The sequence below is a fragment of the Novosphingobium taihuense genome (assembly GCF_007830315.1).
Classification (GTDB): domain Bacteria; phylum Pseudomonadota; class Alphaproteobacteria; order Sphingomonadales; family Sphingomonadaceae; genus Novosphingobium; species Novosphingobium taihuense.
In genome coordinates, this window is sequence record NZ_VLKJ01000007.1 from 40,190 (window position 1) to 67,078 (window position 26,889).

The window sequence follows — 26,889 nt, forward strand, 5'->3', positions numbered from 1 at the left end:
CTCGCAGGCAAACGCCATGCCGGAGCCACACTGGCGAAGGCGTTTGGTGCCGGTCGTTACTCACGCTATCCTTCGCCAATAATGAATGGGTGGGAGGCGTGACGAATGGCAGGCAAGGTCCTCGTTAGCGGTGGCAGCGGCTACATTGCCGGCTTCCTGATCCGCCAGCTTCTGGCCGAGGGATGGACGGTTCACGCCACCGTCCGCTCGCTGTCACGCGAGGCGCAACTGCGGACCATGCTGGGAGGAACGCCGGAGTCCTTGCGCTTCTTTGCCGCCGACCTGACCGCCGATGCGGGCTGGGCCGAGGCGATGGCCGGATGCAGTCACGTGGCGCACGTCGCCTCGCCCTTCACGACGACGGCGCCCAAGCATGAGGACGAACTCATTGTTCCGGCACGCGAAGGCGTGTTGCGGGCGTTACGTTACGCGCATGAAGCCGGAGTGACGCGGTTCGTGCAGACGTCGTCGGTTGCCGCGATCGCCTATGGGCATGGCAAGGGGACTTTCGAGTTTACCGAGAAGGACTGGACCAACCTCGCAGGCGACGATGTCTATGCCTACGTCAAGTCCAAGACGATCGCCGAGCGGGCGGCGCGGGATTGGGTGGCGGCAGAGGGTTCGGGGATGGAATTCGTCTCGGTCAATCCGGCGGCAGTGCTGGGACCGGTCTGGTCTGGCGACTTCTCGCCATCGATAGAGGTGGTGAGACAACTCTTGTCGGGTGCCTTGCCGGGGTGCCCAGACCTTGGCTTCGGCATTGTTGACGTGCGTGACATTGCGGACCTGCATGTGCGGGCGCTTACGGCGCCGGGGGTGGCGGGTGAGCGGTTCATCGCTTCGGGGCCGTTTCTCAAGATCATCGATGTGGCGCAGGTGCTCAAGGCGAACCTTGGGCTGCAGGCGCGCAAGGTGCCCATGCGGCGTTTGCCGGACTGGCTGGTGCGCACAGTGGCGCTGTTCAATCCGGTGATCCGGCAGGTGACGGGAGAACTTGGCAATGTGCGCGCGGCAAGTTCGGCCCACGCGCAGGAGCGCCTCGGCTGGACGATGCGGCCGGTGGAGGAGTCAATCCTGGACTGCGCGCGCAGCCTGATCGAGCGTGGGGTGGTGAGGGTCTAGATTCCGGCGAACCACTGGTAGCCGGAATGATCCTCCCAGTAGCCGCCGCCGCCGCCATGGAGGCCGGCGAGTGTTTCGACGGCCTCGATCTTCATCACGTACTTGGCCTGCTTGTAGCCCAGAGCGCGTTCGACGCGCAGGCGGATCGGTGCGCCGTGGCCTACGGGCAGGGGCTGGCGGTTCATCGTGTGGGCGAGGATCGTCTGGGGGTGGAGAGCGTCGATCATGTCGATGCTCTCGTAATAGGGCGTTCCTGAGAAATCGTCTGCACAATGGAAGACAATATATTGAACTGATGGGGAAACCTGTGCCTGACGCAAGAGCAGGGCGAGGGGGACGCCAGTCCATTCGCCGATCGCGCTCCACCCTTCGACGCAATCGTGCCGGGTGATCTGTGTGCGTTGCGGGGCGGCTTTGAGTTGTGCGAGGCTGAGGCTGAAAGGGCGGGCAACCTTGCCGCCGATTTCGAGCTTCCAGTCAGCAAAGGCATTGGCCATGTGCGCCTGGTATTCGGTCGATGCCGGCATGCGATTGCCGTTCATGCGGAACTTCGGCGAGATGTCGGCACGGCTGAACTCGGGCGCAAGGGCGTTGCGGTCTGTCACCAGCCGTTGCCCTGAGAGCGTGGCTTTTTCCCCGAGAGTCAGCACCTTGCGGACGGTGGGCGAGCCTGTGATCTTCTCGCAACCGGCTAGAAGCAGGCCGCTTGCGCCAACCAGTGCGGTGCGTCGGGTGATGATGGTCATGCCCTGTCCTTCCGTGCTGCAGGCAGGCGATACCAGCCGGTGATGATCGAGCGCAGTTCGTTGATGGGCCCCGCCAGCAAGACCATGAGAAGATGGATGAAGATAAAGGCCAAGAATCCTGTTGCGCAAAGGAAATGTATCGAACGCGCTGATTGTCGGCCACCGAAGATGTCCAGCATCCAGGGGAAGGCGGCGTTGAGCATGGGGGACATTGTCATGCCGGTGAGGACCACGAGCGGGATCAGCACGAAGATGACGCCGAGATAAGCGATCTTCTGCAAGGGGTTGTAGGCCTTTGCCGCTTCGCCGGTGGGGAAACGCAGGCGGGCGTGCTCCTTGATGTCATGCCATAGATGCGAGAGTTTCCGTTCTTCACGCGACAAGGAAAGATCGTGTGACAAATGTCTGGAAAAAATAGCATAAATTACAAATACAACGATCGACAGAACCAGCACCCACGCGAAAAAGAAGTGCCACTGACGTCCTTCGGCTAGGCTGTAATAGTTCGGGATCGTAACCAGCGGCGGGAAGGCGCGGGTGGAATGTTCGGTGAGGCCGAGGAAGCCGGTTGTGTCAATCTGCAGGCTGCCTAGGCGCAGGAAGCCCTGCTGGCCCTGACGCCCGATCTCGAGCCATGGGGTTTCGAAGGTGGCGCCGTACTTGCCCCAGTACAGCCGGGGATGGGCATTGAAGATTGTTGCGCCGCTCATCAGCATGGCGAAGATCGTAATGGCGTTGACCCAGTGCCAGATCCGCACAGGCAGGCGGGTGCGATAGACGAGCGCGCGGTCCTGTGCTGGCGCGTCAACCTGTGACGTTATGATAGCGCTTGCGGCTTCCACTGTTGATCATGCTCCTGTCCTGGCGCGAGAGTGCCATACGCAGCGACGGAAGCAAGGGGCCTGCGCGGAGATATGATCTATGCGTCGGAGGGATAACCGGCAGGTTTGCGCGCGGCGAGAGCGATCAGGTCAGTGCGGTTGAAGCGGCGCTTGCTGGCCTTGGCGATGCAGGAGCGCGGAACCGGACGCAACGAGGCCCATGCGGCCTTGCCGACGAAGCCGAGTTTGCGCGCGTTACTAACGACGGTGCGGTGGTCCCAGGCATGGTCGCCAAGGCGCGCGACCTCGCGGGCGATTTCGCCATAGATGCCGGCAGCGGCGAGGATAGCCCAGCGCTGACGCCCCTTCAGGCGAGATGCTCCGATGCGAGCCGAGCATTCGTGGATTTCGGCGGTTTCGCACATGCGCGCAATCAGGCGGCTCAGCGAAGCTCGATAGTGCGGCTTCATCTGTTCGCCGGGTGGGATATCTTCCTCTGAGAGCCAGTCGAGCGGGATGTAGCAGCGGTCGGCGGCGTCGTCCTCTTCGATATCGCGCGCGATGTTGGCAAGCTGGAAGGCAAGGCCGAGGTCGCAGGCGCGATCGAGCGTGTCCTCGTCATGAGGCGAGACGCCCATGACGACGGCCATCATCACGCCGACAGCGCCTGCCACGTGCCAGCAGTAGCGCATCAGATCGGCTTCGCTGTGCGGCTGCCACTCGGCGGCATCAAGGGCAAATCCATCGATCACGGCACGGGCCATGTCCAGCGTGAGGCCGGTTTCGCGGGCGACGAGGCCCAGCGCGTCGAAAGCCGGATCTCCGCTGTCCTTGCCGGCAAATGCCAAAGCCGTCTTCTCTCGCACCAGAGCAAGCCGTTCATAGGCACCCGCCTGATCGCCGAGAGCGCCGCCATGGTCCTGCGCGTCGACGATATCGTCGCACCGGCGGCACCAGGCGTAGAGCAGCCAGACGCGCTCGCGGGTTTCGCGATCGAACAGGTGGCTGGCGAGGGCGAAGCTTTTCGAGCCCTTCAGGATCGACTTGCGGGCGTTAGTAACGAGAGCTTTCCGGTCGAGCATGCGCTTACAAATCGTCCGCCTTCATTGCGAAGATCGGCTTGTGGGGCACGTGGGCCTCCATGCGCGCCAGAAGCAGGTCGAGGTCAGGCTCGGCAATGATGATGCCCGCATGGGCCTCACGGATGAAGCCGACGTCGATCATGTGGCGGTTGAAGGCGAGCAGGTGATCGTAAAAGCCATAGGCGTTGAGCAGGCCCACCGGCTTGGCGTGGTAGCCCAGTTGCGCCCAGCTGACCGCTTCCCACAGTTCGTCCATCGTGCCGACGCCACCGGGGATGGTGAGAAAGCCGTCGGACAGATCGGTGAAGGCCTTCTTGCGCTCGTGCATGCCGGGGACGACGTGGAGTTCGGTGCAATCGGGGTTGGCGACCTCGCTGTTGACCAGTGCTTCTGGGATGACGCCGATGACTTCGCCACCAGCATCGAGCGCGCCGTAGGCGACCGCGCCCATCAGGCCGAGCTTGCCACCGCCATAGACCACGCCGATGCCACGCCGGGCAAGTTCGGCTCCGATCTCGCGAGCGAGGGTTACGTAACGGGTATCGGCAGGCGAGGCGGAGCCGCAGTAGACGGCTAATCGTTTCAAGCGAGATCCTCCAGCATCAGTTTTGCGGTGGCCTTGGCCGAGCCGACCACGCCGGGAAGGCCAGCGCCCGGGTGCGTGCCGGCGCCGACGAGATACATGTTCGAGATCGTATCGTCACGATTGTGCGCGCGGAACCATGCACTCTGCGTGAGCAGGGGTTCGAGGCTGAAAGCGCTGCCAAGGTGGGCCGAGAGGTCGGTCTTGAAGTCGTCCGGCGCATAGTGGAATTTCGTTACGATACGCGAATGGATGTCCGGGATCAGGCGGCGGCCGACTTCGTCGAGGACACGCTTTTCCAGGATCGGGCCGATCTCGTCCCAATTGACCGGAAGCTTGCCGAGGTTGGCAACCGGGACAAGCGCGTAGAACGTGCTCATGCCTTCGGGCGCGACGGAGGGGTCGGTCACGGTCGGGTGGTGGAGATAGATCGAGAAGTCTTCCGGCAGGACGCCGTGCTTGTAGATGTCGTCGAGCAGGCCCTTGTAGCGTGGGCCGAACAGGATCATGTGGTGCGGGATGCCGGGCCAGGTACCCTCGATGCCGAAGTGTACGACGAAGAGGCCGGGCGAAAACTTCTTCTTGGCCAGGGATTTTGCGCGACGTTGTGCGTGCGGATTGTCAGGCATCAGATCGCGGTAGGAATGGATGATGTCACCGTTCGAGGCGACGGCATCGAACTTGGCCGACCAGCCGCTCTTGGTACTGACTCCGGTTACCCGCGTGCCGAGCGTTTCGATATGCGTCACCGGATCGCCGATGCGCACCTCGCCGCCGAGCCGCCGGAAGTGGGTGAGCATGCCTTCGATGAGCTTGTTGGTGCCGCCCTTGGTCCACCAGACGCCGCCGTCCTTTTCCAGCTTGTGGATCAGGGCGTAGATCGCGCTGGTGTTCATCGGGTTGCCGCCGACGAGCAGGGTGTGGAAGCTGAAGGCCTGCCGCAGACGCTCGTCCTTAACGTAGCTCGAGACCATCGAATAGACCGAGCGCCATGCCTGATAGCGGGCAAGGGCGGGGGCGGCCTTGATCATGCTGGCGAAATCGAGGAACGGGACCGAGCCGAGCTTGACGTAGCCTTCCTCGTAGACCCCGGCGGAATAGCGCAGAAAATCGTCATACCCGGCGACATCGGCAGGGTTCAGCTTGGCGATTTCGGCGCGGAGCTGGGTCTCGTCGTTGGAGTAGTCGAAATTGGTGCCGTCGGGCCAGTTGAGGCGGTAGAACGGCGTTACCGGCATGAGTTCGACGTCGTCGGACATGCGGTGGCCCTTGAGCGCCCACAGCTCCTCAAAGCAGGCAGGGTCGGTCACGACGGTCGGGCCGGCATCGAAGGTGAAGCCGTCCTTGACCCAGTGGTAGGCGCGGCCGCCGGGCTTGTCGCGCGCTTCGATCACGGTCGTCTGGATGCCGCCCGACTGGAGGCGGATGGCAAGGGCAAGACCGCCAAAGCCGGAGCCGATTACGCAGGCGCGCTTCATCGTGGAGTTCCTGATAGGTTTAGAGGCTTGGGCCGGGCACCGAGACCAGTCAACACGCCAAGGGCGCGGGTGATCGGGAGCGGGGGCTTGCCCGCGAGGATGCGGGCCTTGTCGAACACAGTGCTCTTGCCGGCGTAAAACCGCTCGATCAGGCCGTGGCTGAGACTGTAGAAGCGTTCGAGCACGCGGTAGCGCTTGTCAGGCTCGGCGCCGGCGAAGAGAAGCGCGGAAAGCTGGCGCAGGTAGGCAGAACTCGCCCAGTGCTTGCGCGACCACTGTTCGCTGAAGCGGGCGAGGGCTTGACCGGAGAGGTCCTGCTGCCGAGCGAGGGCAAGGGCATACTTCACCGCCTCTGGCAGCGAGTAGCTGGTAACGGCCTGGAACAGCCCGGCGCGCACGCCTGCACGGGCAACAGGGCCGCCGCTCGCGCGCCAGAACGCTTCGAAATCGCCGCCCGCGACGACAGGGAGGACGCCCTGCTCTTCCTCCAGCACTTCGGCGACTTGCCAGCCTTTGGCAGCGACGTAGGCGTCTATGCGAGCGCGGATGGCGTCGGCGTCCAGGGCGGGGCCATCGGAATAGTAGGTGTCCTCGACGAAGATCTCGTCGGCCGCGAAAGGGAGCGAATAGACAAAGCGGTAGCCATCGATCTGCTCGACGGTGGCGTCCTTGACGATGGGGGCATCGAGGCCGTGCGGGGCGGAAAGGCGAAACCGGCGGCCTACGAACTTTTGCCAGCCCCCGGTGAGATCGGACACGCTGCGCAGGCCACGTGCGTCGATCACCGCGCCAGCCTCGATCCGATTGCCGTTGGACAGCGTGACATTCGTCGAACTACAGGCAAGCGCTCGGACGCCGGTGAGGATCGCGTCTTCGCCCAGGCGTTCGCGCACGATCCTGTCGAAACGGGCCGAGTTGATCGAGTAATAGCTGGTCTTGAGGCGGCGGTCGAAGCGGGGAAAGTGGACGGTGTATTCGGGCCAAGCAGCGATGATCATGCCATCGAGCAATTCGCGTCCGGCCTTGCCGACATCGGTGCCGAAGAACGACCAGACGTGGTTCCCCCCGATCTCCTCGCCCTGCTCTACCAGTACCAGCGACAGTCCCGGATGGGCGCGGCGCAGCGCCAACGCGACGAGTCCGCCGGCCAGGCCGCCACCAAGGATTGCGATATCACACTGCCGCACTTTCATGGCTCTAGCGCTTAGGGCCATGCAGTTGCCGGTGCAACCATGGGCTTGTCGCTGTCAGCCTCACCCGTCAGAAAGGGCATCGACGGGGGGAGAGAAGAATGACGGAACGACTGAGTCTGCGACCGGGGCGGGCAGGCGCGATTGCGGCGCTCGGCGTGGCGCTGGGAATCGTGGTGATACTGCTGGGGATGCACCGTCCGCCGATCTGCCCGTGCGGGACAATCCGGCTGTGGCAGGGCGTGGTGGAATCGGCTGAAAACAGCCAGCAGATTTCGGATTGGTACAGCTTCAGCCACGTGATCCACGGGTTTCTGTTCTATGGCGCGGCGCACCTGCTGTGGCGGCGGGCCGGCTTGAAGGCGATCTCACCGACATGGGCACTGGCGCTGGCGGTGCTGGTGGAAGGATCGTGGGAGATCCTCGAGAACTCGCCGATCATCATCGACCGCTATCGCGCGGTGACGATTTCCTACGGCTATTCCGGCGACAGCGTGCTGAATTCGTTCTGCGACATGGCGTTCATGGCGCTGGGCTTCGTCTTTGCGAGCAGGGCTCCGGCGCTGGTGACGGTGGCGGTGGCGGTTGCGTTCGAGCTGTTCACGCTGGCGATGATCCGCGACAACCTGACGCTCAACGTGCTGATGCTGGCTTCGCCGGTGGAGGCGGTGCGCGAGTGGCAGGCGGGCGGCTGATCGCATTGGCCCCAAGCGTTTCATTTTCTTGACCGAACGCCTCATCATTCGGCGCACCCGGTTGCAAGTTGATACCGATCAATGTCACTTTCCGGGACGAGCCGAAAACGGCCGCACTTGGCGTCAGACCACGGAGAGGCATGATGAGCGAACAGGCAGCATCGGGCGGCGATTTCGACGTGTTGATCGTCGGCGCGGGCATATCGGGCATTGGTTCGGCATGGCACCTGCAGGAGCAGTGTCCGGGCAAGACCTATGCAATCATCGAGGCCAAGGACACCTTTGGCGGCACGTGGGAGACGCACAAGTACCCCGGCGTCCGTTCGGATTCAGATCTCTACACCTTCGGCTATCGCTTCAAGCCATGGGTCGGCGCGCCGATCGCCAGCGGCAAGGCGATCCTCGATTACATGGGCGAGGTGATCGAGGAAGGCGGGATCGACCGGCACATCCGCTATGGCCACACGATCACGAGCGCGAAGTGGGATAGCCGCACGAACCGCTGGAGGCTGGAGGCACGGACGAAGGACGGTGCGGTGGTCACATTCACCGCCGGGTTCCTGTGGATGTGCCAGGGCTACTACGATCATCAGGTGCCCTATATCCCCAACGACTGGCAGGGCGTTGCCGACTTCAAGGGGCAGTTCGTTCATGCGCAGCTGTGGGACCCAGAAACCGACGTTGCGGGCAAGAGGGTGCTGGTGATCGGATCGGGCGCGACGGCGGCGACCGTGGTTCCGGCGCTGTGCGATCAGGGGGCCAAGGTGACGATGCTGCAGCGCTCGCCCACATGGTTCTACTGCGCTCCCAATGTGAGCGAGCTGGCTGAGCGGTTGCGGACGATAGGGATCGACGAGCCGACTATCCATCGGGTGGTGCGGCAGGATTACATGTACAACTTCTACGAGATGGATCGCCGCAGCCGCGAGGAGCCCGAGGCGATGGCCGAGGATCTGCGCGCGCTCATCCGGGGCTATGTCGGCGAGGATTTCCAGTTCGAACCGCACTTCGCCCCGCGCTATCGCGTCTGGCAGCAGCGTCTGGCGCAGCTGCCCGATGGCGATCTGTTCAAGCATGTCGTGGCTGGAAATGCATCCGTGGTCACCGACACGATCGACCGGTTTACCGAGAAGGGCGTGCTGACGAGTTCAGGCGAACTGATCGAGGCGGACATCATCATGGCCTGCACCGGATTCCGGCTGAAAGTACTGGGCGACATTCCGTTCGAGGTGGACGGGCAAGCGGTCAACTGGGTCGAGACGGTGACCTATCGCGGCATGATGTTTACCGGCGTTCCCAACATGGCCTGGGTCTTCGGCTATTTCCGGGCGAGCTGGACCCTGCGCGTGGACATGATGGCAGACTTCATCTGCCATCTGCTCAACCATATGGATGCGCGGGGCGCAAAAAAGGTGGAAGCGGCCTTCCGCGACGAGGATGCGGGGATCGAAGTACTGCCCTGGATCGAGGAGGACAATTTCAATCCCGGCTACCTGATGCGTGACATGGACAAACTGCCGCGTCGCGGGTCCAACGACGTCTGGCGACACAACCAGAACTATTGGCTGGAACGCGAAGCCTTTCCGGCGATAGACTTGGACGGTCAGGAGTTCGTGTATGATGGCGTCCGCCGGGCTGCGCCTTTGGCCGAGGCGGCGGAGTAGCTCCTACCCCGCCTTGCGCAAGGCCCGTCCAGCGCGGGCCGAGCGCTTCTTCAGCCAGATCACTACACCCGTTACTGAAAGCATCGTCACCATCAGGCCAAGAACGCTGACGAACACGCGGTAGGGCAGGCCGAAGACTTGCGCCATGTGCAGGGCTGTGAGCCAGTTGCTGAAGGTGTTGGTTCCGTTAACGCCGCTTGGCCAGTCGACAGTCTTGAGTTCGCCAGTGTTGCTGTCGAATGCCACTCGGGTGCCGCCGCCGTGGTGGCCGATGTCTGCCGCGGTGGTGAATCCGTAGACAAAGAGACCGCTGGTCGGGATGTGCCAGATCCAGCTTTCGCCTTCGTCGAGAGGGATGAGGCCTTCTTTGATGGCTTCGCGTTCGGCCAGCTGCTTGCCGCGTTCGACCGCTGCACGAAAATCGAGAGCAGGGGCGTTGCGTGGGGTGGGGAGCGTGCTCTGCAGAAGGAGCAAGCGCGGATCTTCCGCCCCGAGGGCCTGCATGACCGGCACGTGGACCTGAGGCAAGTTGAACGAGACGCTGGACCACGCGAAGACCAGCAGGAGCGGCCAGAGCCAGAGGCCTCCGGCCCGGTGCAGGTCGAAGTTCAGCTTGTAGGGCGTGGACTTCCAGCGGACGCGCCAACTTGGGCGCCAGCGATCGAGAAAGGGCGTGCGGGCGGGTTTCGGGGTACGCGGCGGTAGCGTGAGGTAGAAGCCGACGAAGCAGTCGACGGTCCAGACCAGTGCTGCGAGGCCGAAAATCAGGGTGCCGATGGCGCCGAGAGCGAGGCTGTAATGCAGGCGGTAGAGGAAAGGCATCAGGTTCTTGATGCCTTGCCCGATGTTGCCCCATTCGCGCCGACCTTGTTCCTCGCCAGTAACGGGGTTGAGGAACAGGTCGTCCCAATCGGGCACGCCGGGGCCGTGCTCGCGCTCAAGGCCCGTCTTAGGATCAAGCCAATGCAGGTGCAGGCGCAGGGACTTCCCCGGCTCGACGGTTAGCGGCAGGAAATCGAGCCCAGCGCCGGGATATCGAGCGAGGACTTCTTCACGAACACGGAGCGGGTCTGGCGTGCCCCGCCAAGTAGAATTGTGCAGTTCGGGCGCGGTAGCGGCCTCAAGCTCCTCGATCCATGGCAGGAGCGAGCCGGTCAGGCCCGCTACGGCCAGGAACAGGGCAAGCGTAAGGCCGGCCCAGCGGTGGGCGATGACCCAGAAGCCGCGCCCCGGCAGTGCTCGCCGAAGGGACAGACGGGCGAGGCGGGGCGCTGTGGTGGCCATCAGAAGGTCATCCGGATCGAACCCGTCACGCTGCGCGGTGCAGCGTTGAACGATTGATCCCAATAAAGGCTGGCAAGGTGCTTGTGGTTGGTCACGTTGGCCACGTTGAGGTTGAAGCTGACGTTTTCGCTGAGCTTGTAGCCCGCCTGGAGTTGCAGCGTGGCGTAGTCGTCCTGACGGATCGTGCCAACGCTGTTCGTGATGAAGATCGCGTCTTGCCAGCGCATGGCTGCGCCGAGTTGAAGTTGCTCCGTTGGCTCCCAGCGAACCAGCAGGTTGGCAGTAGTGCGCGGAACATAGGTGCGGACAGGATCGCCATTGCGCCCTTCGAGCGAGAGGTGCGTCACGCCGCCCTGTAACGTGAGACCTGGGGCGATGCGCCCGCCGACTTCGGCTTCAACGCCCTGGCTGCGCACGAAGATGCCGTTGTACAGGGTCTGGCCAAGCGTGACGTCATATCCTGCCGCCTCGGCAAGGTTCGACTGTTCGGAGCGGAACAGGGCAAGCGAGCCGAACAAGGCCTTGTCGGTGGCTTCGCCCTTGAGGCCTGCTTCCCAGCTCTTGCCCTTTGCCGAGCCGACGGGCTTGAGGTTGGTGCCCAGTTCCTTCTGCGGATTGAAGATGTCGCTGTAGCTTGCGTAGAGATTGACGCCCGGCAGGACCTTGAACGTCGCACCGACAAAGGGGCTGACCGCACTTTCGCTACGTGCCGCACTGACGCCGAAGGTGAAGCCGGTCGTATTCACGTCGACGTAGTTCGCGCCAAGGATGAGACTCAGGCGGTCGGTCAGTTCCATGTCGGTGGCGGCGCGCACGCGCCATTGCTTGTCATTGATGCGGGCGCTTTCCACCGGATCACCGAATGCGGGATAGGGGACTTCGGTGCCGTCCCAGCCAGATTGCAATGCGGGCAGGGCGCCCCATGCCGGATCGCTCGTCGGTACGGGGTAGGTCAGATATCCGAACTTCGCGGTCGTGCGCTGGACGCCGATGGTCAGCTTCTGGTCGCGGCCAAAGAGCTTGTATGTGCCGTCGAGACGATTGTCCCAGATCCACCCGCGTGCGGTGGAAAGGTAGCCGCCGGGGTAGCCATAGAGGCCAAGGCCAGTTTCGGCATTGGGCGTGCCATAGACATAGAACAGGCGTGAAGGTTCGTCATTGATGCGGCGGGTGAGGTGGGACTTGACCGACCAGCCGGGCGCAAAGGTCCATGTGGCTTCGGCAAAGGCGGTCTGGTCCTTGCTCTTCCAGTACGTCCAGTCCTGCGTGTTCGAGGTCGAGAAGTCCCAGTCAAGCTGGTTGCCTGCGCTGTCGAGCAGCGGCAATGCGCCCCACAGGACGCCGCGCGAGGTGCCTTCCTGGCGGGCGTAGCCGAAGGAGATCGCGAGGTTTTCGGCGATGCGGCCATCGATGACGGCTTGGATGGCGGTGCGGTTCGAGCGGTAGTCGCGAAGATAGGAATCCGAGTTCTGCGCAGCGCCCACGACGCGCAGGCCCCAGCTATCGTCGGCGGTGAGGGGCATATCGATGTCGACCTCTCCGCGAACGCGGTTCCATGACGCTGCAGTGAGTTCGCCGGTCACGCGACGTTCTCCTGTGGAATGCTTGCGGCGGTAGTTGATCGTGCCCGATGGATTGCCGACGCCCGAAAGGAGGCCGTTGGCGCCGCGCACGACCTCGATCGAATCCCACATGACCGTGTCGAGCGATCCGATCGACGGGCCCCATATGTTGGGGATCTGAATGCCATCGACCATGGCTTCGGTGATGTCGAAGCCGCGAGCGTTATAATAGGTGCGGTCGGTCTCGGCTTCCTCGACATTGACGCCGGTGACGTAGCGCAAGACGTCGTTCACTTCGTCGAATGCGAAGTCATCGAGAACGCCGCGGTCGATTACCGTCACGGATTGCGGCGTATCGATTATGGCGAGGGGGAGGCCGGTGGCGCCTGACGCGATACCTTCGGCGCGCTCACCCCGAACGATGATGCGGTTCTCCGTATCCTCAACTTCATCCGCGCGCGCCGTATGGCTGGCAAAGGCGAAGGAGGCGAGGGATGAGACAGCAAGAATTCTGAAGCGATGCGACACGTTAGGCTCCCGTCGTTGATGTGGCGCCTTTAGTGCGAGTCATTCGCAAGAGTCAATGCGACTAAGAAGCATTCGCATTAATAGCTGATAAAGCTAAAGCGAAAGGCCGGTTGCCCATCGCTCAAGTCCGCTCTAAAAGGACAGCATACCCCGGGGAGCCAGTGTGGCTGAGAGGGGCTGGTCACGCAGCCCGACCCGTCGAACCTGAACCCGTTAGCACGGGCGGAGGGAAGGGCAGTGCCTTTGGCCTGAGCCATGGCATCAGCGCTCCCGGACCGTCCACCAGAGGAGCGCTTCAATGGCCGACATCAACTCCAAGCTGGAAATCGGCGTCACCACCGGGCCGATCCGTGGCAGCCGCAAGATCCATGTCGAAAGCCTGCGCTTCCCGGACGTGCGCGTGGCGATGCGCGAAATCTCGCTCGAGCCTTCGAGCGGCGAGCCGCCGGTGCGCGTCTATGACACGTCGGGTCCTTACACCGATACGCGCGTGGCGATCGACATTGCGGCAGGACTGCCCAAGCTGCGTCGCGACTGGATCATGGCGCGCGGCGACGTGGAGGAATACGACGGGCGCGAGACCAAGCCTGAGGACAATGGGCTGAAGGGGCCGGATCGTTCCGCCGGGGTCCCTGCGTTCCCGAACGTGGTGAAGCGCCCTCTGCGCGCGAAGGCCGGGCAGAATGTCAGCCAGATGCACTACGCGCGCAAGGGCATCATCACGCCTGAGATGGAATACGTCGCGATCCGTGAGAACCTCGGCCGCAAGCAGGCCAAGGAAGCGCTGATCCGAGACGGGCAGGACTGGGGCGCGTCGATCCCCGATTACGTCACGCCTGAGTTCGTGCGCGACGAAGTGGCGCGGGGCCGCGCGATCATCCCTTCGAACATCAACCACCCCGAGAGCGAGCCGATGGCGATCGGGCGCAATTTCCTCGTCAAGATCAACGCCAACATCGGCAACTCGGCGGTAGCGTCTGACGTTGCCAGCGAAGTCGACAAGATGGTCTGGTCGATCCGCTGGGGCGCGGATACCGTGATGGACCTTTCGACGGGCCGCAACATCCACGACACCCGCGAATGGATCCTGCGCAACAGCCCGGTGCCGATCGGCACGGTGCCGATCTACCAGGCGCTGGAAAAGGTCGGCGGCGTGGCCGAGGACCTGACCTGGGAAGTGTTCCGCGATACCCTGATCGAACAGGCCGAGCAGGGCGTGGACTACTTCACGATCCATGCTGGCGTGCGTCTGCCGTACATTCCGCTGGCGGCCAAGCGCATGACTGGCATCGTCAGCCGTGGCGGCTCGATCATGGCCAAGTGGTGCCTGGCGCATCACAAGGAAAGCTTCCTCTACGAACGTTTCGATGAGATCACCGAGATCATGAAGGCCTATGACGTGGCCTATTCGCTCGGCGATGGCCTGCGTCCGGGTTCGATCTACGACGCGAACGACGAAGCGCAGTTTGCTGAACTCTACACGCTGGGCGAGCTGACAAAGCGCGCCTGGGCGCAGGACGTACAGGTGATGATCGAGGGCCCCGGCCACGTGCCGATGCACAAGATCAAGGAGAACATGACCAAGCAGCTCGAAGCGTGCGGCGAAGCGCCGTTCTACACGCTCGGGCCGCTCGTCACCGACATCGCGCCGGGCTACGACCACATCACCAGCGGCATCGGTGCGGCACAGATCGGCTGGTACGGCACGGCGATGCTCTGCTATGTCACGCCCAAGGAGCACCTTGGCCTACCTGATCGCGATGACGTGAAGGTTGGCGTGGTGACCTACAAGCTGGCAGCGCATGCGGCCGATCTTGCCAAGGGGCATCCAGCGGCGCAGGTGCGCGACGATGCGCTGAGCAAGGCGCGCTTCGAGTTCCGCTGGCGCGACCAGTTCAATCTCTCGCTCGATCCCGATACCGCCGAGCAGTACCACGACCAGACGCTTCCTGCCGAAGGCGCAAAGTCGGCGCACTTCTGTTCGATGTGCGGGCCGAAGTTCTGCTCGATGAAGATCAGCCAGGAAGTGCGCGAGTTTGCGGCCAAGCAGAATCAGCCGATCGAGACCTTCGTGGCTGCCGACGAGGCAGAGGCCGAAGCGGGCATGAAGGCCATGAGCGCCAAGTACGACGAGCTGGGCCGCGAGCTCTATATCGGTGCAGGCGGGCGCGAGCACGATTGATTATTCCGGCGCGGGAGTCTGCGCCGTTCATCAAGCAATACGGGGCCGGATCGCTTTGTGCGGTCCGGCTTCAGTGCATCTTGGCGTAGAGAATTGCTGCCCAGAGAAGCAGGTTGAGCACGCCGCCTACGAGCGTCCAGCGGACGGCATGATAGAGCAGCCGGGCCTGGGCGTCGATCGAACGGATGAAAGTGGCAAAGAGGCGCTGGCGGAGCGCCGCGTCTCCATCGAGCCCATCGGCATCGAACTCTTCGCCAAGCAGCATCGCGCGCAGGGCCAGGGCGCAGGAGATGACGAGTGGCATCAGCGCGGCAAGGTTCGCCAGAACGAAACCGGGCTGGGACGGGGCATCGAGGGAGAGCGGTGCGCCGGGGCTGGCCGAAATCGGGTGGGTGCCGATGGTAATCAGCAAGGCATTGAAGCCGAGCATCGCGCCAAGCCGTACCGAGAGATCAAGGTCGCGATTTTCGAGGAATTCAAGATCGGCGATGAAGCCCGGATCGGGTGGATCGCAACGCATCGTCTGGAATGCGCGCAGGCGGGTGCGGAAAGACAAGAATCCCATCGGGCGCCACGTTATTGCACGCGTTGCGGGCAGACAAGGTCGCGAGGTTCAACGAACAGATGGGAACGTCCCCCGCGCGAGACCATTGCCCTCATGAGATGGCGCGGCTCTTCGTGCCTTTCAGCACATGGAAAAGCGCGATGAAAAAGGCCCTCATGATTTCGGCTCTGGCAGTGGCGACGCTGACCGGGGCTTGCACGAGCAATGGCTATTACGATCGGCCGGGATATGCCGACGGTTCGGACGGTTGGGGTTATTATGATCGCGGGTATTACGAGAGCAATGGCCGCTACGATTACAACAACCCTGACCCCCGTTACGGCCGCTACGAAGCGGATCGCTATTACCGCAACAACGGGCGTTATCGGGAGCGCCAGCTTTCGAACGACGACCGCGTCTATCGTGGTCGCGACGGGCGGTACTACTGCCGCCGTTCGGACGGTTCGACCGGGTTGATCATTGGCGGCCTTGGTGGCGCAGCCGCAGGCGCGATCATTGCGCCGGGTGACAGCAAGCCTCTTGGCGCGATCATCGGTGCCATCGGCGGTGCGGCGATCGGGGCTGCGATCGACAGCGGCAACCGCAATGATCGCAATGGCCGCAACAACGTGCGCTGCCGCTAAGGCATGAAGGGAACGGTGGGCTCCGGTTTGGAGCCCACCTGTCCGTCAGGTGTTCCTGATGTTGTCGAGGCCGGCGACCACACCGGGCTTTACCGACGGGTTGGAGGCGTTGAGTTTCTTGGGCTTTTCGGCCTTGGGTTTGCGAGCCTCGCGGTTCGACTTTTTCTGGCTCTTCGCCATTATCGTTCTCCATTCGGGCGGTAGCCCGGTGTCCGGGCTAGGCGCTTTGGGACCCAATAGCGAACTTTAACGTGTGAGGCGCGCCAGTGCTTCGTCGAGCGCAGACAGGAACCGCGAGCGGTCAGTCTTTGAAAACGGAGCGGGGCCTCCGACGATGTCTCCTCCGGCGCGCAAATCGGCCATGATCGCACGGGTGGCAATCTGGCTGCCGATCGAGCTGGTGGTGAATGGCTTTCCGGAAGGAGACAGGACAGTTGCTCCGGCCTTAAGGCACCGGTCGGCGAGCAGGATGTCGGCTGTGATCGCCACAGTTTTCGGCCCTGCAGCTTCGGCAATCCAGTCGTCGGCTGCGTCGAAACCATCGCTGACGACGACGCGGCGGACGAGGGGATGAACGGGCACGCGGAACGGGGAGTTGCTGACGACCGTAACCGCGACATTGCGGCGGAAGGCAACCTTGTAGATCTCTTCCTTTACCGGGCAGGCATCACCATCGACCAGAATCTGCGGTGTTTCGGGGGGCGTTTCGCTCATGCCCGGGACATAGCTACATGACGCTCCGAGAGCCACCGTCCGATTAAGTTCGCCAAAGTAAGGGCAGGGTGCTACAAGAGCGCTGCTGACGTCGAATTTTGCGACGGACTTCGGTATTGACTACCACGCTGGCGCTTCGGCCAAGGCGAGGCCTTCGACGACGATTTCCTTTCAATTGACGATTTTGACGCACGGCCTGGCTGCACTTTCGCTGCCGGGCAACAATCGTTCTTGAAAGGACATCCCATGCCAGTAGGCACCGTAAAGTTTTTCAACACCGAAAAGGGCTATGGCTTCATCCAGCCTGACAACGGCGGCGCGGACAGCTTCGTACACATCTCGGCCGTTCAGGCTGCCGGCATGTCGAGCCTCGATAAGGACCAGCGCCTTAGCTATGAAGTCGAGACTGGCCGCAATGGCAAGGCTTCGGCTGTCAATCTCGCTTCGGCCTGATTGATCGGTACGGATTGCAAGGCTTTGGTTGACTGATCGGTTTTCAAATCGCCTGGCTTCTGCCATCGCGAGGAAATGTCGACAGTCGCTGACGCCGAACTTCAGGTCCGCCTTCGCCGCGCCGCTTTCAACCGCGCGCTGGCAGAGGCGGACCTTCCCGCCATCGGGCAGATTCTCAGCCCCGAGGCGATACTCGTCACTGGCACAGACAGTGCGGTGATTGCTGGGCGCAAAGCCCAGTTGCAGGCCTGGAAGCGCGAATTCAGCGCTCGGCCGCGAACCCTATACACGCGTAGTACCGAAACGATCATTGCATCTGCGGTGGAGCCCATCGCCATGGAGCATGGGCGCTGGTCCGGCGTCGCCGAAAGCACGAAAACCGTCCTTGCCTCGGGGACATACGCGGCCAAATGGCGCCGCTTCGGCACGCTGTGGATGCTGGTTGCGGAGATTTTCGTTACGCTGACCTGACCCACGCATGCGTATCTTTGCGCAGGTGGCGATTTACCTGGTACCAACCACGCGCGAGCATGTTTCAGGCATGCTGATCCGCCCCGCAACATCGAATACGCTGACGCAGTGCTGGTACACGCGCACTCATCTACCGGTTGCGCAAAAGTCGCGCGAGGAAGACGGCACCCTCCATTCGATCTGTCGCCATTGCCTGCGGCCGATCCGGTCGCATGGAGGGAAATCGTGGCGGCTTGCGGACGGCGTGGATCTCGACGAACTCGCCGCCCGATCGACCATTCGCTACATTTGCGTGACCAGCATTGCCGATGGCATGGTGATAGCGCGCTATCCGGTGGACGGTTCTGCTGATGACAGCGCGGTGGCGGCAAGGCTCGAGGAAGTGATCGCCGTGCACGATGCGCGCTCTGCTAATAGCGGACTCGACGTCCGGGTTATGGGTGGCCCGCGAGGGTGATCGACATTTCTACAGGTTCGTCGGCAAGCTCGGATTCGTAATGCCCATCCAAGCTTTCGACCGGTGACGGGTATTCTTCGGCGTACTCGCCATTCTCGTCAGGATAAGTTGCTTCGGGCGGGAGCGGCGGTGGTTCGCGCCAAGGCTGTTCCCATGCAGCCAATTGCATCGGTGCGCGACGAATGATCGGGGCGACTGGACCAGGGATGTTCTCGTAAGAGACGGCGGTTATCTCTGGGTAATCCTCGGCAGAGGCCGAACGATATGGAGCCGGGGCGGATACCGCGCGGGTGGGCACGAGACTGGCGCTGGCCATGCCAAGAGCGCTGCCAGCGACAAGCAGCAGAGCTGCAATTCTGTTCGGCTCCATTGCGAACTCTCCGACGTTCCCCAGTCTAGCAGAGGAAAGCCGGAGTTCGCCAATCAGTTCCCGGTGGCTTTGGCCACTGCGTTTGCCGAGTTGTCCAGACCGGAGGCGGTGGTTTCAACCGTGCCGCGTACCTTGGCAACGGTTCCGGTGCTGTCGGCTTTTTCGGCGTAGTCGGCTGCGGTATCGACGGCCTTGGAGAGCATCGAGTCCTGCGACGAGGCTTCGGCTTCGACCGCTGGCGGAGCCGCTCCCCATGGATCAGCAGGCTTTTCCGCGGGCGATTGCCCGAATGCGAGAAAGCCGATCAATCCAACCACGCACAGTGCGGGCAGCGGGCGGCGCGCAACGGCGCGGGCAATGGCAAACATCCTGTCCTCCCTTGATGTCCGAGAGGAAGTATAAGGATAACTTCTTATTGCAGAGTTAGCAGCACGAAAAAGGGCGCCTCCGCGTGGGAAGCGCCCTTTTCGAGACTACCGGTTCAGCGCGAAGCTGGCGCGGTTCACGGGTGAGGCGCTGCTGGCCAGTTGGCGATTTTTCGCCATCTGGGTTGGCAGTCCCGTGTTGCGGGGCAGTCAATCGTTGCTGGCAGCGGCCTTGCTCGAGATCTTCTTGACGTCCTTGACGTCGAACGAGACCGGGCGACCGTTGAAGCGGCCGGTGACCGAACGCTTGGTGACCTTCAGTTCGAAAGGCACCTTGCCGGCATAGGCCGAACCCTTGAGAACCTTGACTTCGCCCTGCTGTTCGGCGGTGTAATCGTACTTCACGCCCTGGTAGGTGAACGAACCGGTTTCAGGTTCGGCAGCGAACACGGGGGTGGCGACGAGCACGGCGGCAGCGGCGGCGAGGACAGTCTTGAACATGGCAATGTCTCCTGGAAAGATAAGGAAAGATTGCCTTCAGCAGCACCCTTATCTTGTTGCGTTGCAGCATACAAATCTTGTGCGGTGCCGCAATTGTATTTGCCGGAGCCCTGGTTGCATGTTTTGCAATCGTATAAGTTTCGTCAAAATTACAAGGTGATGTGACTGATCCGATCGATCCGCCCTGCCCAAACATACGTAATAATGCGCTGAAAAGTCCGTGCGCAGTGGCGTGCTGGACCGTGCTGCCACTGCGCGGCGATCAGCGCTTGCGAACGAATTCCGCGCGCAGGACGAGGCCCTTGATGCCAGGGTATTTGCAGTCGATTTCCTGAGGGTCACCGGTCAGTCGGATCGACTTGATCAGCGTGCCCTGCTTGAGTGTCTGTCCGGCACCTTTGACCTCGAGATCCTTGATCAGTGTCACCTGATCGCCATCAGCCAAGATGTTGCCGACAGCATCGCGGACTTCAACGGCGCTTTCGGCCGTGCGCTTTGCGGCGAGTTCGGATGCGGACATCCATTCACCGCTGTCTTCATCATAGACATAGTCTTCGTCGTCGCTCATCATTCCCTCCTTGATCAAAGTTCCCGTTGCACGCGCGTGCGCTCCTTGCCAGCAAAAGCGACGGACAGGGGATGGATTGTTTGGATCGTTCGATAATCAGGCTTGGCATTCACCATGTGGATGCAGCGACAGAGACTCTTTCGGCAGCATTCAGCAACGATCCTGCCATGTGCTGGATGTTTCCTGACATGGCCACACGGACACGACGCTTGCCTCGGCTGATCCGATGGATGTTCAACGATCACCTGCGGCATGGCATGGTTCTGGGTACGCCTGGCTGCGAAGTGGTGACGATGTGGCGTCCGCCCGGAAGCGTCCATGACCACGCACCGTTGACGCCGCCAGCGCTGGTACGTTTCGTGGGAATGCTGGGCACGGCTGTATTGAGGGCGGAACGGGCAGATCGGATGATCGGACGGAACCTGCCCAAGGGCGAGCAGCAGTTCTATCTCAGGATGGCCGGAGTTCGGCCGGATCGGCAGGGGCGAGGCCTTGGAGGCTTGGCGATCCGCGCCGGGCTTTCCGAGGCCGACGCTGCGGCGCTGCCCGCAGTGCTCGAGACAGCGACAGAGAGCAATGTCGGGCTCTACCGCGCGCTGGGGTTTGAGGTGATCCGCGATTGGCACGTGGCCAGAAACGGGCCGCGATTCTGGACGATGACAAGGCCGGTGCTGATCAAGTGAACGCGTCGGCCATCAGCTTTCCGCCAAGAAGGACCATGAGCAGGTAGATGATCGTGTAGAAGCGTTCAGGGCGGAGGACTTTGACCACCCGGACCGATAGCAGCGTGGTGATGATAGCGAGCGGGACAAGCAGCGCGGCTGCTATCACCACATCTCGGGTGAAGGCCCCTAGCAGTATGTAGCTCGGGACCTTGAGCCAGTTTATCGCGGCAAAGAGGATCGCGTTAGTTCCGGCATATGTGAGGTGTGGCAACTTGCGCGGCGTCACCCACATCTGGAACGGCGGGCCTCCAGCATGAGCAACCTGACTGGTGAAGCCCGTAGCCATACCGAATAGCGCGCCCACCCAGCCGGGCGAGGTTGAGGCTGCGACGACCCGGTTGCCCCGTTCGACCCAGAGCCGATAGGCTCCGAAGAGCAGTGTGATTCCGCCAAGAACCCCCATCAGGGCCTTTTCGTCGATGCTCGCTGCGACGGCCCAACCTACGGTGATACCGGCGAGAGCGCCGGGCAGCATCCACGCGACGATCCAGCGGTCCCAGGCGTGGCGAAAGGACCAGACGCTTACGACATCCTGAACGATCAGGATGGGCAGGAGAATTGCCGCAGCTGTCGATGGTGGGAGGACCAGTGCGGCAACCGGTGTTCCCAATGCGCCAAGCCCGGAGAAGCCTCCCTTGGCCATGCCGACGAGAATGACTGCCGCGACGCAGGCCGCAAGGGTAGCGGGATCGGACAAGAGCATTGATTCAGCCGCCCTTGGGCTTCCATGGCCATTCTGTCACGCCGCCAGTCCACAGCGCCAGCCAGACCAGCAGGGGCTGTGCGAACATGCGGGGTACGTGATAGGCAAGGCCGGCACCGTGATCAGCCTTGGTCATATCGAGCGCGAAATGGTGGATATTGGCCGGGAATACGCAGACTGCGTAGGCGGCCAAACCGACAGCGGCGGCGCGGCGCAGTGGGATGGAGAAAGGCTGGGCGAGACCGATTGCGCCGAGCAGCTCGGCAACACCGGTCCACAGCACGGTTGCTTCGGGTGCAGGAACCCACGCTGGCATGATGGTGAGAAACGGGGCGGGTGCGACGACGTGGATCACGCCTGCCAAGAAATAGAACACTGCCAGAACCCAGCGCAGAACATGGCGGATCATGTGCCTAGTCGCCTACTGGCGAGGAGAGAACAAGGCCCGAGAGCTTGCAACAAGATACGGAATCGTAGCCTAGAGCTAGTGCATCGGAGAACGCACGCACACGGCGACCCCTTTGTGGATGTTGCGAAAGACCCGGTTGGGCGATCAGATCATAGGCCATAGACATGGCGGGACGATTGCCGCCTGGTCCGGGTGTGTCAATCACCAGTGCGCAGGGTAGAGCGAAAGTGCCATGGCGGGCATGGGCGCCCACGGCTTGCTGGCGATCACATCGTTGCTCTCCCGGGCGGCGCGGCCGTCTGCCAGAGACCAAGTGATGTGCCACGTTCCACCGTCTGGTCGAGCGGTGGAACCCGCAATCGAGACGATGAAAGCTTCGACGCCAAGATCATCATCTACACGTGCAATGATGAATGCGGCATCAACGGGCTGCGGCGCTTCCTTGCCGAATACCGAAAGTGTGACGTGATCTGCCACGGAGCAGGTATAGCGCGGCGGATATGCGGCCAGCAGCTCCTCGCGACATTTTGCATCGAGTTTCCAGCCGACCGTCATATCCAACCGTAAACTGTTACTGCGGGGTAGTAAGCGCCCCGGTAACCCAGATCATTGTCAGTGCGCCGATAGCCAAGATCAGGCTTATCAGCAAAACCCAGCGCATCACGTTGAGGCCAGTGCCACCGCGGGCCTCTTCTGTGGTGATATGCGTTTCTTCGCCGTGACGTTCCATGGCGTTTCTCCTTCGGCAGAACCGTGCTTGCCGACTCTACGCTCGGGAACCCGCCCTGTTCCGGCTCTGCCCCGATGGACAGGACCGGAACGCGTGTTTTCGGTGATTGATCAGTCCCGAAGGAGTTCGTTGATCCCGGTCTTGCTGCGGGTCTGGGCGTCGACAGTCTTGACGATCACGGCGCAGTAGAGCGAGGGTCCCGAGGTGCCGTCAGGGAGGGGCTTGCCGGGCATCGCGCCGGGTACGACCACGGCATAGGGCGGCACGCGACCGATGTGGATTTCACCGGTCTGGCGATCGACGATCTTGGTCGATGCGCCCAGATACACGCCCATCGACAGCACTGCACCTTCACCGACGATCACGCCTTCGGCCACTTCCGAACGTGCGCCGATGAACGCGCCGTCCTCGATGATGACCGGGCCTGCCTGCAGCGGTTCGAGCACGCCGCCGATGCCGGCACCGCCCGAGATGTGGACGTTCTTGCCGATCTGCGCACAGGAGCCAACGGTGGCCCAGGTATCTACCATCGTGCCTTCATCGACATAGGCGCCGATGTTGACGAAGCTCGGCATCAGAACGACACCCTTGGCAATGTGCGCGCCCTTGCGCGCCACGGCGCCGGGGACGACGCGGAAACCGGCATCGCGAAAGCGGTTCTCGCCCCAGCCGTCAAACTTGGAAGGCACCTTGTCGAATGCCGGAGCGCCGCCCGATCCGTTCTCGATCACTGCGTTGTCATTGAGGCGGAACGAGAGCAGCACGGCCTTCTTGAGCCACTGATTGACGCGCCATTCGCCTTCAACCTTTTCGGCCGCGCGGGCCTTGCCGCTGTCGAGCAATTCGAGCGCAGCTTCGACGACTTCGCGCACGGCATCGCTGGCGGGGGTGACATTGGCGCGGTCTTCCCAAGCAGCTTCGATGGCAGCTTGCAGCTGTTCGGTCATGGCGTTTCTCCGTGCGGGATCGGTATGGAACAAAATTGCGTGGCGACTAGCGGAGCGTTGCCGGATCGGCAAGGGTTGCAATCGTATGATCGAGCCACGCCACCACATCGTCGGTGACTACGTCAATCGCGGCATCATCCTTGGCGCGATCGCCCCAGTCGGTCGCGAGATCGAGCCAGACGGTCTGCATGCCTAGCGCCTTGGCGGGGGCGAGGTTTCGGGCCATGTCCTCGACAAAGACCGAGGTTTCGGGATTGATGCCAAGAGCTTCGATCATGCCGGTGTAGGCGGCAGGTTCGGGCTTGGGCTTGTAGGCCATGGCGTGAATGTCCCACATGGCATCGAAGCTTTCCGAAAGGTCGAGTGCGGCCAGCACCTTTGCGGCATAGGCGTCGTCGCCGTTGGTGAAGAGGATCTTGCGGCCGGGCAGGGCAGCGACCCTTTCGGCAAGGCGCGGGGCCGCGGCGAGCGGGGCCATGTCGATATCGTGGACGAAGCCGAGGAAGTCGTACGGATCCGTAGCGTGGTAATGCATCAGGCCCGAGAGCGTGGTGCCGTGATCGTGGAAGTAGAGCTTCTGGACGCGCCGGGCCTCGATCTCGTCGCAGCCCAGCAGTTCCCGGATGAACAGGCCCATGCGCTGGTCGATCTGGTCAAACAGTCTGGTCGAAGGTGGGTAGAGGGTGTTGTCGAGATCGAAGATCCAGCAATCGACGATGTGGGGATCAAAGGGCATTTGCGTATTCCAGTCCGGACCTGTGTCATTCGGCATTTACGCTGGCGGGGTTATCAGCAAGACTTGAGCAAAGCTACCGAAGCCAGGGTGCGGTGATGTCGGGAAAACGTTGGGTAGGACATGCGGCGGTCGTGGCGCTTGCCATCGGGTTGACAGGGTGCGGTGGAGGGGGAGGTGTATCGAGCACCCCGGCTCCTGCTCCCGCGCCGACGCCGACACCAACGCCGGTTCCCACGCCGACCCCTACACCCACGCCAACCCCCACCAACTTCGATACGGCGGAGTATCGGCGGTCTGACGGGCCTTCGCTCCACGGCGCGATCACGGCGTGGCAGGCGGGTGCGAACGGTGCGGGAACGACCATCGCGATCGTCGATTCCGGTATCAACACTGCCAACACGGAGTTTGCCGGACGCGTTTCGTCGGCTTCGCGGGACGTGGCGGGTTCGCGTGGTCTGGTAAACGCTGATGACGATCATGGCACGCAAGTCGCCCTCACGGCTGCGGCGGCGCGCAACAATTCTGGCATCGTGGGCATCGCGTGGAACGCGACGGTTCAGATGCTGCGTGCCGATACACCGGGCAGTTGCACCGGGAGCGATGGCTGCAGTTTCTCTGACGAGAACATTGCTGCGGGCATTGATGCGGCGGTCAGCGCGGGCGCGCGGGTGATAAACCTTTCGCTTGGTGGCGATCCCGCGAACGCGACCTTGCGTGCAGCCGTGGGGCGAGCGGCATCTGCTGGTGTCGTGGTCATTGTCTCGGCCGGAAACGAGGGCGACAGCACTGACCCTGCTATTGATCCCACCAACCCCGATCCTTTTGCAGTTTCGGTACTGCAGGCAGGCAGCAGCAACGTGATCGTGGTGGGCTCTGTCAATTCGAGTGGCCTTGCATCGGACTTCAGCAACAAGGCGGGTGCCTCGGCGGCATCGGTGCTGATGGCGCAGGGCGAAGAGATTTGCTGCGTCTATGAGGGCAGCACGATCAAGACGACGACGAATGCACAAGGGACGTTTGTCACGCTGGTCAACGGGACGAGCTTTGCCGCACCGCAGGTTTCGGGTGCGGTGGCGCTGCTGGCGCAGGCCTTTCCGAACCTGACCGGCCCGCAAATCGTCGACCTGCTGCTGCGCACTGCGCGCGATGCGGGCGCAACGGGCACGGATGCGATCTATGGGCGCGGGATTCTCGACATTGCGCGGGCGTTCTCGCCGCAGGGGTCGACGGGGCTGGCAGGAACGAGCGTGCCGATCTCGCTGGATGGTCTTGCAGGGACGAGCAGCGGGGCGATGGGCGATGCCTTGACCGGCGCGTCTCTTGGCACGGTGATGCTTGATGGTTACCAGCGGGCTTATAAGCTGAACCTTGCGGCGGGCCTCCGCGTTGGGCAATCGCGCTTGCCGTTGCACGAGGCGTTGGCGGGCGGGGGCAGACCTGTGGCGATGGATGCTTCGGGTTTTGCGCTGGCCTTCACGGTGGACCGGCGGTTCGGTGCGGTGCCGCTTCGGCTCGCGCCCGGTGAGGGACAGCAGGCGCGCGTACTGGCGTCTTCGGTTGTCACGCGGATTGACCGGTCGCTCGATCTGGCGCTGGGGTGGAAGGTGAGTGCCGAGAGCCTTACCGCGCGATTGCAGAAGCGGTGGGAGCCGCAATTCCTTGTCGCGGGGATGGCGGGCGGCGTGTTCACGCGGCCCGAGACCGGCATGGCGGCGCGCTATCGGTTGGGACGTATGGGGCTGACGGTTTCGGCGGAGCGTGGCGTGCTGGTGCGGCGTGATCCACTGCGCGAGCGGCGCGAGGATCGGATGACGCAGTTTGGCTTGGCGCTGGATGGCGGGCGAGGTGGGGCGTTCGACTGGCGGCTGGGCCTTAACCTGATGCGCGAGGAGCGCACGGTCCTCGGCGCGCGGCTTGCCGATGCGCTGGGTGGCGGCGGGGCGACGACGGCGACGGTATCGCCGGGCCTTGGCTGGCGCTTCGGGAAGGGCTGGGCGCTGGGGGCGACGGGCAGCTTGGGCTTTACGCGGATCGACAGCGGGGCGGTGGCGACGAGCGGCTCGCGACTGGTGTCGTCCTCATGGAGCGTCGATCTTTCGCGCGAGGGCGTGGTGGCGGACGGTGACCGTCTGGCCTTCCGCCTCTCGCAACCCTTGCGGGTGGAGCGCGGCGGGCTGGACTTCAACCTGCCGGTAGCGTGGGACTACGCGACGCAGACCGCCACCTTCGCCCGCGTGCCGCTGTCGCTGGCGCCGAAGGGGCGGGAGCTTGATGCGGAACTGGCGTGGGCGACGGCGCTTTGGGACGGCGACGCCTCGGCCAGTGTGTTCTTACGCAAGGAGCCGGGGCATTTTGCCGGTGCGGCTGATGATAGCGGGTTTGCAGTAAGGTGGTCGCGGGGGTTTTAGCGTGTGATAAGATCCCTTTTGGTCGCTGCTTCGATCCTTCTCGCCTGTATTCCTTGCGCGCCAAACGAGAGCGACGCCGCGAAGCGCGCAATACGATCAAACATTGAAGTAGTCGCAGCACCCGATTGCCTTGGAAAGCTCGCAGCTGTTTTTCCTACGGAGGTCTTGCCGCTGCCTAACGGTAACGTGAGCACGATGGAGTTTGGG

General features: G+C 62.7%; 31 protein-coding genes and 1 riboswitch. Of the genes, 10 read left to right on the forward strand and 21 right to left on the reverse strand.

Going from position 1 to position 26,889, the window contains the following annotated elements:
• The first annotated feature begins 105 nt into the window (after positions 1–105).
• Entirely contained in the window at positions 106–1,122 is a 1,017-nt protein-coding gene (locus IQ25_RS14175; protein WP_144906935.1) for an NAD-dependent epimerase/dehydratase family protein, read from the forward strand.
• Here the strand turns inward: IQ25_RS14175 and IQ25_RS14180 are convergent.
• From IQ25_RS14180 to crtY, 6 genes are all read right to left on the reverse strand, one after another.
• The gene (locus tag IQ25_RS14180) at positions 1,119–1,868 is read right to left on the reverse strand and encodes a molybdopterin-binding protein (protein ID WP_144906936.1); all 750 of its coding nucleotides are present in this window, start codon (positions 1,866–1,868) and stop codon (positions 1,119–1,121) included. The two genes, IQ25_RS14175 and IQ25_RS14180, sit on opposite strands and share 4 nt — an antisense overlap.
• Positions 1,865–2,710, reverse strand: a complete 846-nt coding sequence (locus IQ25_RS14185) for a cytochrome b/b6 domain-containing protein (protein WP_258537040.1) — start codon at positions 2,708–2,710, stop codon at positions 1,865–1,867. The genes IQ25_RS14180 and IQ25_RS14185 overlap by 4 nt, the downstream gene beginning before the upstream one ends.
• A 77-nt stretch (positions 2,711–2,787) precedes the next feature.
• A complete protein-coding gene (locus IQ25_RS14190) occupies positions 2,788–3,771 on the reverse strand; it encodes a phytoene/squalene synthase family protein (RefSeq protein ID WP_144906937.1) in 984 nt (327 codons plus the stop codon).
• A 4-nt stretch (positions 3,772–3,775) separates the two neighbouring features.
• Positions 3,776–4,357 (reverse strand): LOG family protein, encoded by a 582-nt coding sequence (locus tag IQ25_RS14195; protein ID WP_144906938.1) that lies wholly within the window; start codon positions 4,355–4,357, stop codon positions 3,776–3,778.
• On the reverse strand, positions 4,354–5,832 hold the full coding sequence (locus tag IQ25_RS14200) for a phytoene desaturase (protein ID WP_144906939.1): 1,479 nt from the start codon (positions 5,830–5,832) through the stop codon (positions 4,354–4,356). Before IQ25_RS14200 ends, IQ25_RS14195 begins: the two co-directional genes overlap by 4 nt.
• Positions 5,829–7,025, reverse strand: a complete 1,197-nt coding sequence (crtY, locus tag IQ25_RS14205) for a lycopene beta-cyclase CrtY (protein ID WP_144906940.1) — start codon at positions 7,023–7,025, stop codon at positions 5,829–5,831. The genes IQ25_RS14200 and crtY overlap by 4 nt, the downstream gene beginning before the upstream one ends.
• A 98-nt stretch (positions 7,026–7,123) precedes the next feature.
• On the opposite strand from crtY, the gene IQ25_RS14210 reads away from it, so the two are divergent.
• Together IQ25_RS14210 and IQ25_RS14215 are read left to right on the forward strand one after the other, a co-directional pair.
• Positions 7,124–7,717 carry a DUF2585 domain-containing protein gene (locus IQ25_RS14210; RefSeq protein WP_144906941.1) on the forward strand — a complete coding sequence of 198 codons (594 nt, stop codon included), beginning with the start codon at positions 7,124–7,126 and terminating at the stop codon, positions 7,715–7,717.
• 143 nt (positions 7,718–7,860) lie between these two features.
• A complete protein-coding gene (locus IQ25_RS14215; protein ID WP_144906942.1) occupies positions 7,861–9,381 on the forward strand; it encodes a flavin-containing monooxygenase in 1,521 nt (506 codons plus the stop codon).
• Between the two features lie 3 nt (positions 9,382–9,384).
• Here IQ25_RS14215 and IQ25_RS14220 read toward each other — a convergent pair whose 3' ends face one another.
• Together IQ25_RS14220 and IQ25_RS14225 are read right to left on the reverse strand one after the other, a co-directional pair.
• On the reverse strand, positions 9,385–10,665 hold the full coding sequence (locus IQ25_RS14220; protein WP_144906943.1) for a PepSY-associated TM helix domain-containing protein: 1,281 nt from the start codon (positions 10,663–10,665) through the stop codon (positions 9,385–9,387).
• Positions 10,665–12,755 (reverse strand): TonB-dependent siderophore receptor, encoded by a 2,091-nt coding sequence (locus tag IQ25_RS14225; RefSeq protein ID WP_144906944.1) that lies wholly within the window; start codon positions 12,753–12,755, stop codon positions 10,665–10,667. The genes IQ25_RS14220 and IQ25_RS14225 overlap by 1 nt, the downstream gene beginning before the upstream one ends.
• A gap of 141 nt (positions 12,756–12,896) precedes the next feature.
• A riboswitch (TPP riboswitch) is annotated at positions 12,897–13,004 on the forward strand.
• 49 nt (positions 13,005–13,053) lie between these two features.
• On the opposite strand from IQ25_RS14225, the gene thiC reads away from it, so the two are divergent.
• Positions 13,054–14,937, forward strand: a complete 1,884-nt coding sequence (gene thiC / locus IQ25_RS14230) for a phosphomethylpyrimidine synthase ThiC (protein ID WP_144906945.1) — start codon at positions 13,054–13,056, stop codon at positions 14,935–14,937.
• A gap of 70 nt (positions 14,938–15,007) precedes the next feature.
• On the opposite strand, the gene IQ25_RS14235 is transcribed toward thiC, so the two are convergent.
• A complete protein-coding gene (locus tag IQ25_RS14235; RefSeq protein WP_158637753.1) occupies positions 15,008–15,502 on the reverse strand; it encodes a hypothetical protein in 495 nt (164 codons plus the stop codon).
• A 140-nt stretch (positions 15,503–15,642) separates the two neighbouring features.
• On the opposite strand from IQ25_RS14235, the gene IQ25_RS14240 reads away from it, so the two are divergent.
• A complete protein-coding gene (locus IQ25_RS14240; RefSeq protein WP_144906947.1) occupies positions 15,643–16,125 on the forward strand; it encodes a hypothetical protein in 483 nt (160 codons plus the stop codon).
• A gap of 45 nt (positions 16,126–16,170) precedes the next feature.
• On the opposite strand, the gene IQ25_RS21360 is transcribed toward IQ25_RS14240, so the two are convergent.
• Complete coding sequence (locus IQ25_RS21360; protein WP_258537041.1) at positions 16,171–16,305, reverse strand: hypothetical protein; 135 nt, start codon at positions 16,303–16,305, stop codon at positions 16,171–16,173.
• 66 nt (positions 16,306–16,371) lie between these two features.
• The gene (locus tag IQ25_RS14245; protein ID WP_144906948.1) at positions 16,372–16,839 is read right to left on the reverse strand and encodes a YaiI/YqxD family protein; all 468 of its coding nucleotides are present in this window, start codon (positions 16,837–16,839) and stop codon (positions 16,372–16,374) included.
• 246 nt (positions 16,840–17,085) lie between these two features.
• On the opposite strand from IQ25_RS14245, the gene IQ25_RS14250 reads away from it, so the two are divergent.
• From IQ25_RS14250 to IQ25_RS14260, 3 genes are all read left to right on the forward strand, one after another.
• Positions 17,086–17,292 carry a cold-shock protein gene (locus IQ25_RS14250; protein ID WP_144906949.1) on the forward strand — a complete coding sequence of 69 codons (207 nt, stop codon included), beginning with the start codon at positions 17,086–17,088 and terminating at the stop codon, positions 17,290–17,292.
• A 75-nt stretch (positions 17,293–17,367) separates the two neighbouring features.
• The gene (locus tag IQ25_RS14255; protein ID WP_144906950.1) at positions 17,368–17,763 is read left to right on the forward strand and encodes a DUF4440 domain-containing protein; all 396 of its coding nucleotides are present in this window, start codon (positions 17,368–17,370) and stop codon (positions 17,761–17,763) included.
• A gap of 7 nt (positions 17,764–17,770) precedes the next feature.
• Entirely contained in the window at positions 17,771–18,220 is a 450-nt protein-coding gene (locus IQ25_RS14260) for a hypothetical protein (protein ID WP_144906951.1), read from the forward strand.
• Here IQ25_RS14260 and IQ25_RS14265 read toward each other — a convergent pair.
• The 4 genes from IQ25_RS14265 to IQ25_RS14280 all read right to left on the reverse strand — a co-directional run bounded on the left by IQ25_RS14265 (position 18,198) and on the right by IQ25_RS14280 (position 20,024).
• The gene (locus IQ25_RS14265; RefSeq protein WP_144906952.1) at positions 18,198–18,590 is read right to left on the reverse strand and encodes a hypothetical protein; all 393 of its coding nucleotides are present in this window, start codon (positions 18,588–18,590) and stop codon (positions 18,198–18,200) included. The genes IQ25_RS14260 and IQ25_RS14265 overlap by 23 nt on opposite strands.
• Before the next feature lie 53 nt (positions 18,591–18,643).
• Complete coding sequence (locus tag IQ25_RS14270) at positions 18,644–18,958, reverse strand: hypothetical protein (RefSeq protein WP_144906953.1); 315 nt, start codon at positions 18,956–18,958, stop codon at positions 18,644–18,646.
• A 207-nt stretch (positions 18,959–19,165) separates the two neighbouring features.
• Positions 19,166–19,456 (reverse strand): hypothetical protein, encoded by a 291-nt coding sequence (locus IQ25_RS14275; protein WP_144906954.1) that lies wholly within the window; start codon positions 19,454–19,456, stop codon positions 19,166–19,168.
• 262 nt (positions 19,457–19,718) lie between these two features.
• Entirely contained in the window at positions 19,719–20,024 is a 306-nt protein-coding gene (locus tag IQ25_RS14280) for an alkylphosphonate utilization protein (RefSeq protein ID WP_144906955.1), read from the reverse strand.
• Between the two features lie 188 nt (positions 20,025–20,212).
• Here IQ25_RS14280 and IQ25_RS14285 point away from each other — a divergent pair, with 188 nt between their 5' ends.
• Complete coding sequence (locus tag IQ25_RS14285; protein WP_144906956.1) at positions 20,213–20,707, forward strand: GNAT family N-acetyltransferase; 495 nt, start codon at positions 20,213–20,215, stop codon at positions 20,705–20,707.
• Here the strand turns inward: IQ25_RS14285 and IQ25_RS14290 are convergent.
• From IQ25_RS14290 to IQ25_RS14310, 6 genes are all read right to left on the reverse strand, one after another.
• Positions 20,700–21,452 (reverse strand): sulfite exporter TauE/SafE family protein, encoded by a 753-nt coding sequence (locus IQ25_RS14290; RefSeq protein WP_144906957.1) that lies wholly within the window; start codon positions 21,450–21,452, stop codon positions 20,700–20,702. The genes IQ25_RS14285 and IQ25_RS14290 overlap by 8 nt on opposite strands.
• Positions 21,453–21,456: 4 nt before the next feature.
• Positions 21,457–21,861, reverse strand: a complete 405-nt coding sequence (locus IQ25_RS14295) for a DoxX family protein (RefSeq protein WP_144906958.1) — start codon at positions 21,859–21,861, stop codon at positions 21,457–21,459.
• Between the two features lie 201 nt (positions 21,862–22,062).
• The gene (locus IQ25_RS14300) at positions 22,063–22,416 is read right to left on the reverse strand and encodes a hypothetical protein (RefSeq protein ID WP_144907113.1); all 354 of its coding nucleotides are present in this window, start codon (positions 22,414–22,416) and stop codon (positions 22,063–22,065) included.
• 16 nt (positions 22,417–22,432) lie between these two features.
• Positions 22,433–22,591 carry a hypothetical protein gene (locus IQ25_RS21180; RefSeq protein WP_181447255.1) on the reverse strand — a complete coding sequence of 53 codons (159 nt, stop codon included), beginning with the start codon at positions 22,589–22,591 and terminating at the stop codon, positions 22,433–22,435.
• A gap of 110 nt (positions 22,592–22,701) precedes the next feature.
• The gene (gene dapD, locus IQ25_RS14305; RefSeq protein WP_144906959.1) at positions 22,702–23,538 is read right to left on the reverse strand and encodes a 2,3,4,5-tetrahydropyridine-2,6-dicarboxylate N-succinyltransferase; all 837 of its coding nucleotides are present in this window, start codon (positions 23,536–23,538) and stop codon (positions 22,702–22,704) included.
• A 46-nt stretch (positions 23,539–23,584) separates the two neighbouring features.
• Positions 23,585–24,274 carry a pyrimidine 5'-nucleotidase gene (locus IQ25_RS14310; protein WP_144906960.1) on the reverse strand — a complete coding sequence of 230 codons (690 nt, stop codon included), beginning with the start codon at positions 24,272–24,274 and terminating at the stop codon, positions 23,585–23,587.
• A gap of 95 nt (positions 24,275–24,369) precedes the next feature.
• Here IQ25_RS14310 and IQ25_RS14315 point away from each other — a divergent pair, with 95 nt between their 5' ends.
• Positions 24,370–26,682 carry a S8 family peptidase gene (locus IQ25_RS14315; RefSeq protein WP_276509797.1) on the forward strand — a complete coding sequence of 771 codons (2,313 nt, stop codon included), beginning with the start codon at positions 24,370–24,372 and terminating at the stop codon, positions 26,680–26,682.
• The last annotated feature ends 207 nt before the right edge of the window (positions 26,683–26,889 follow it).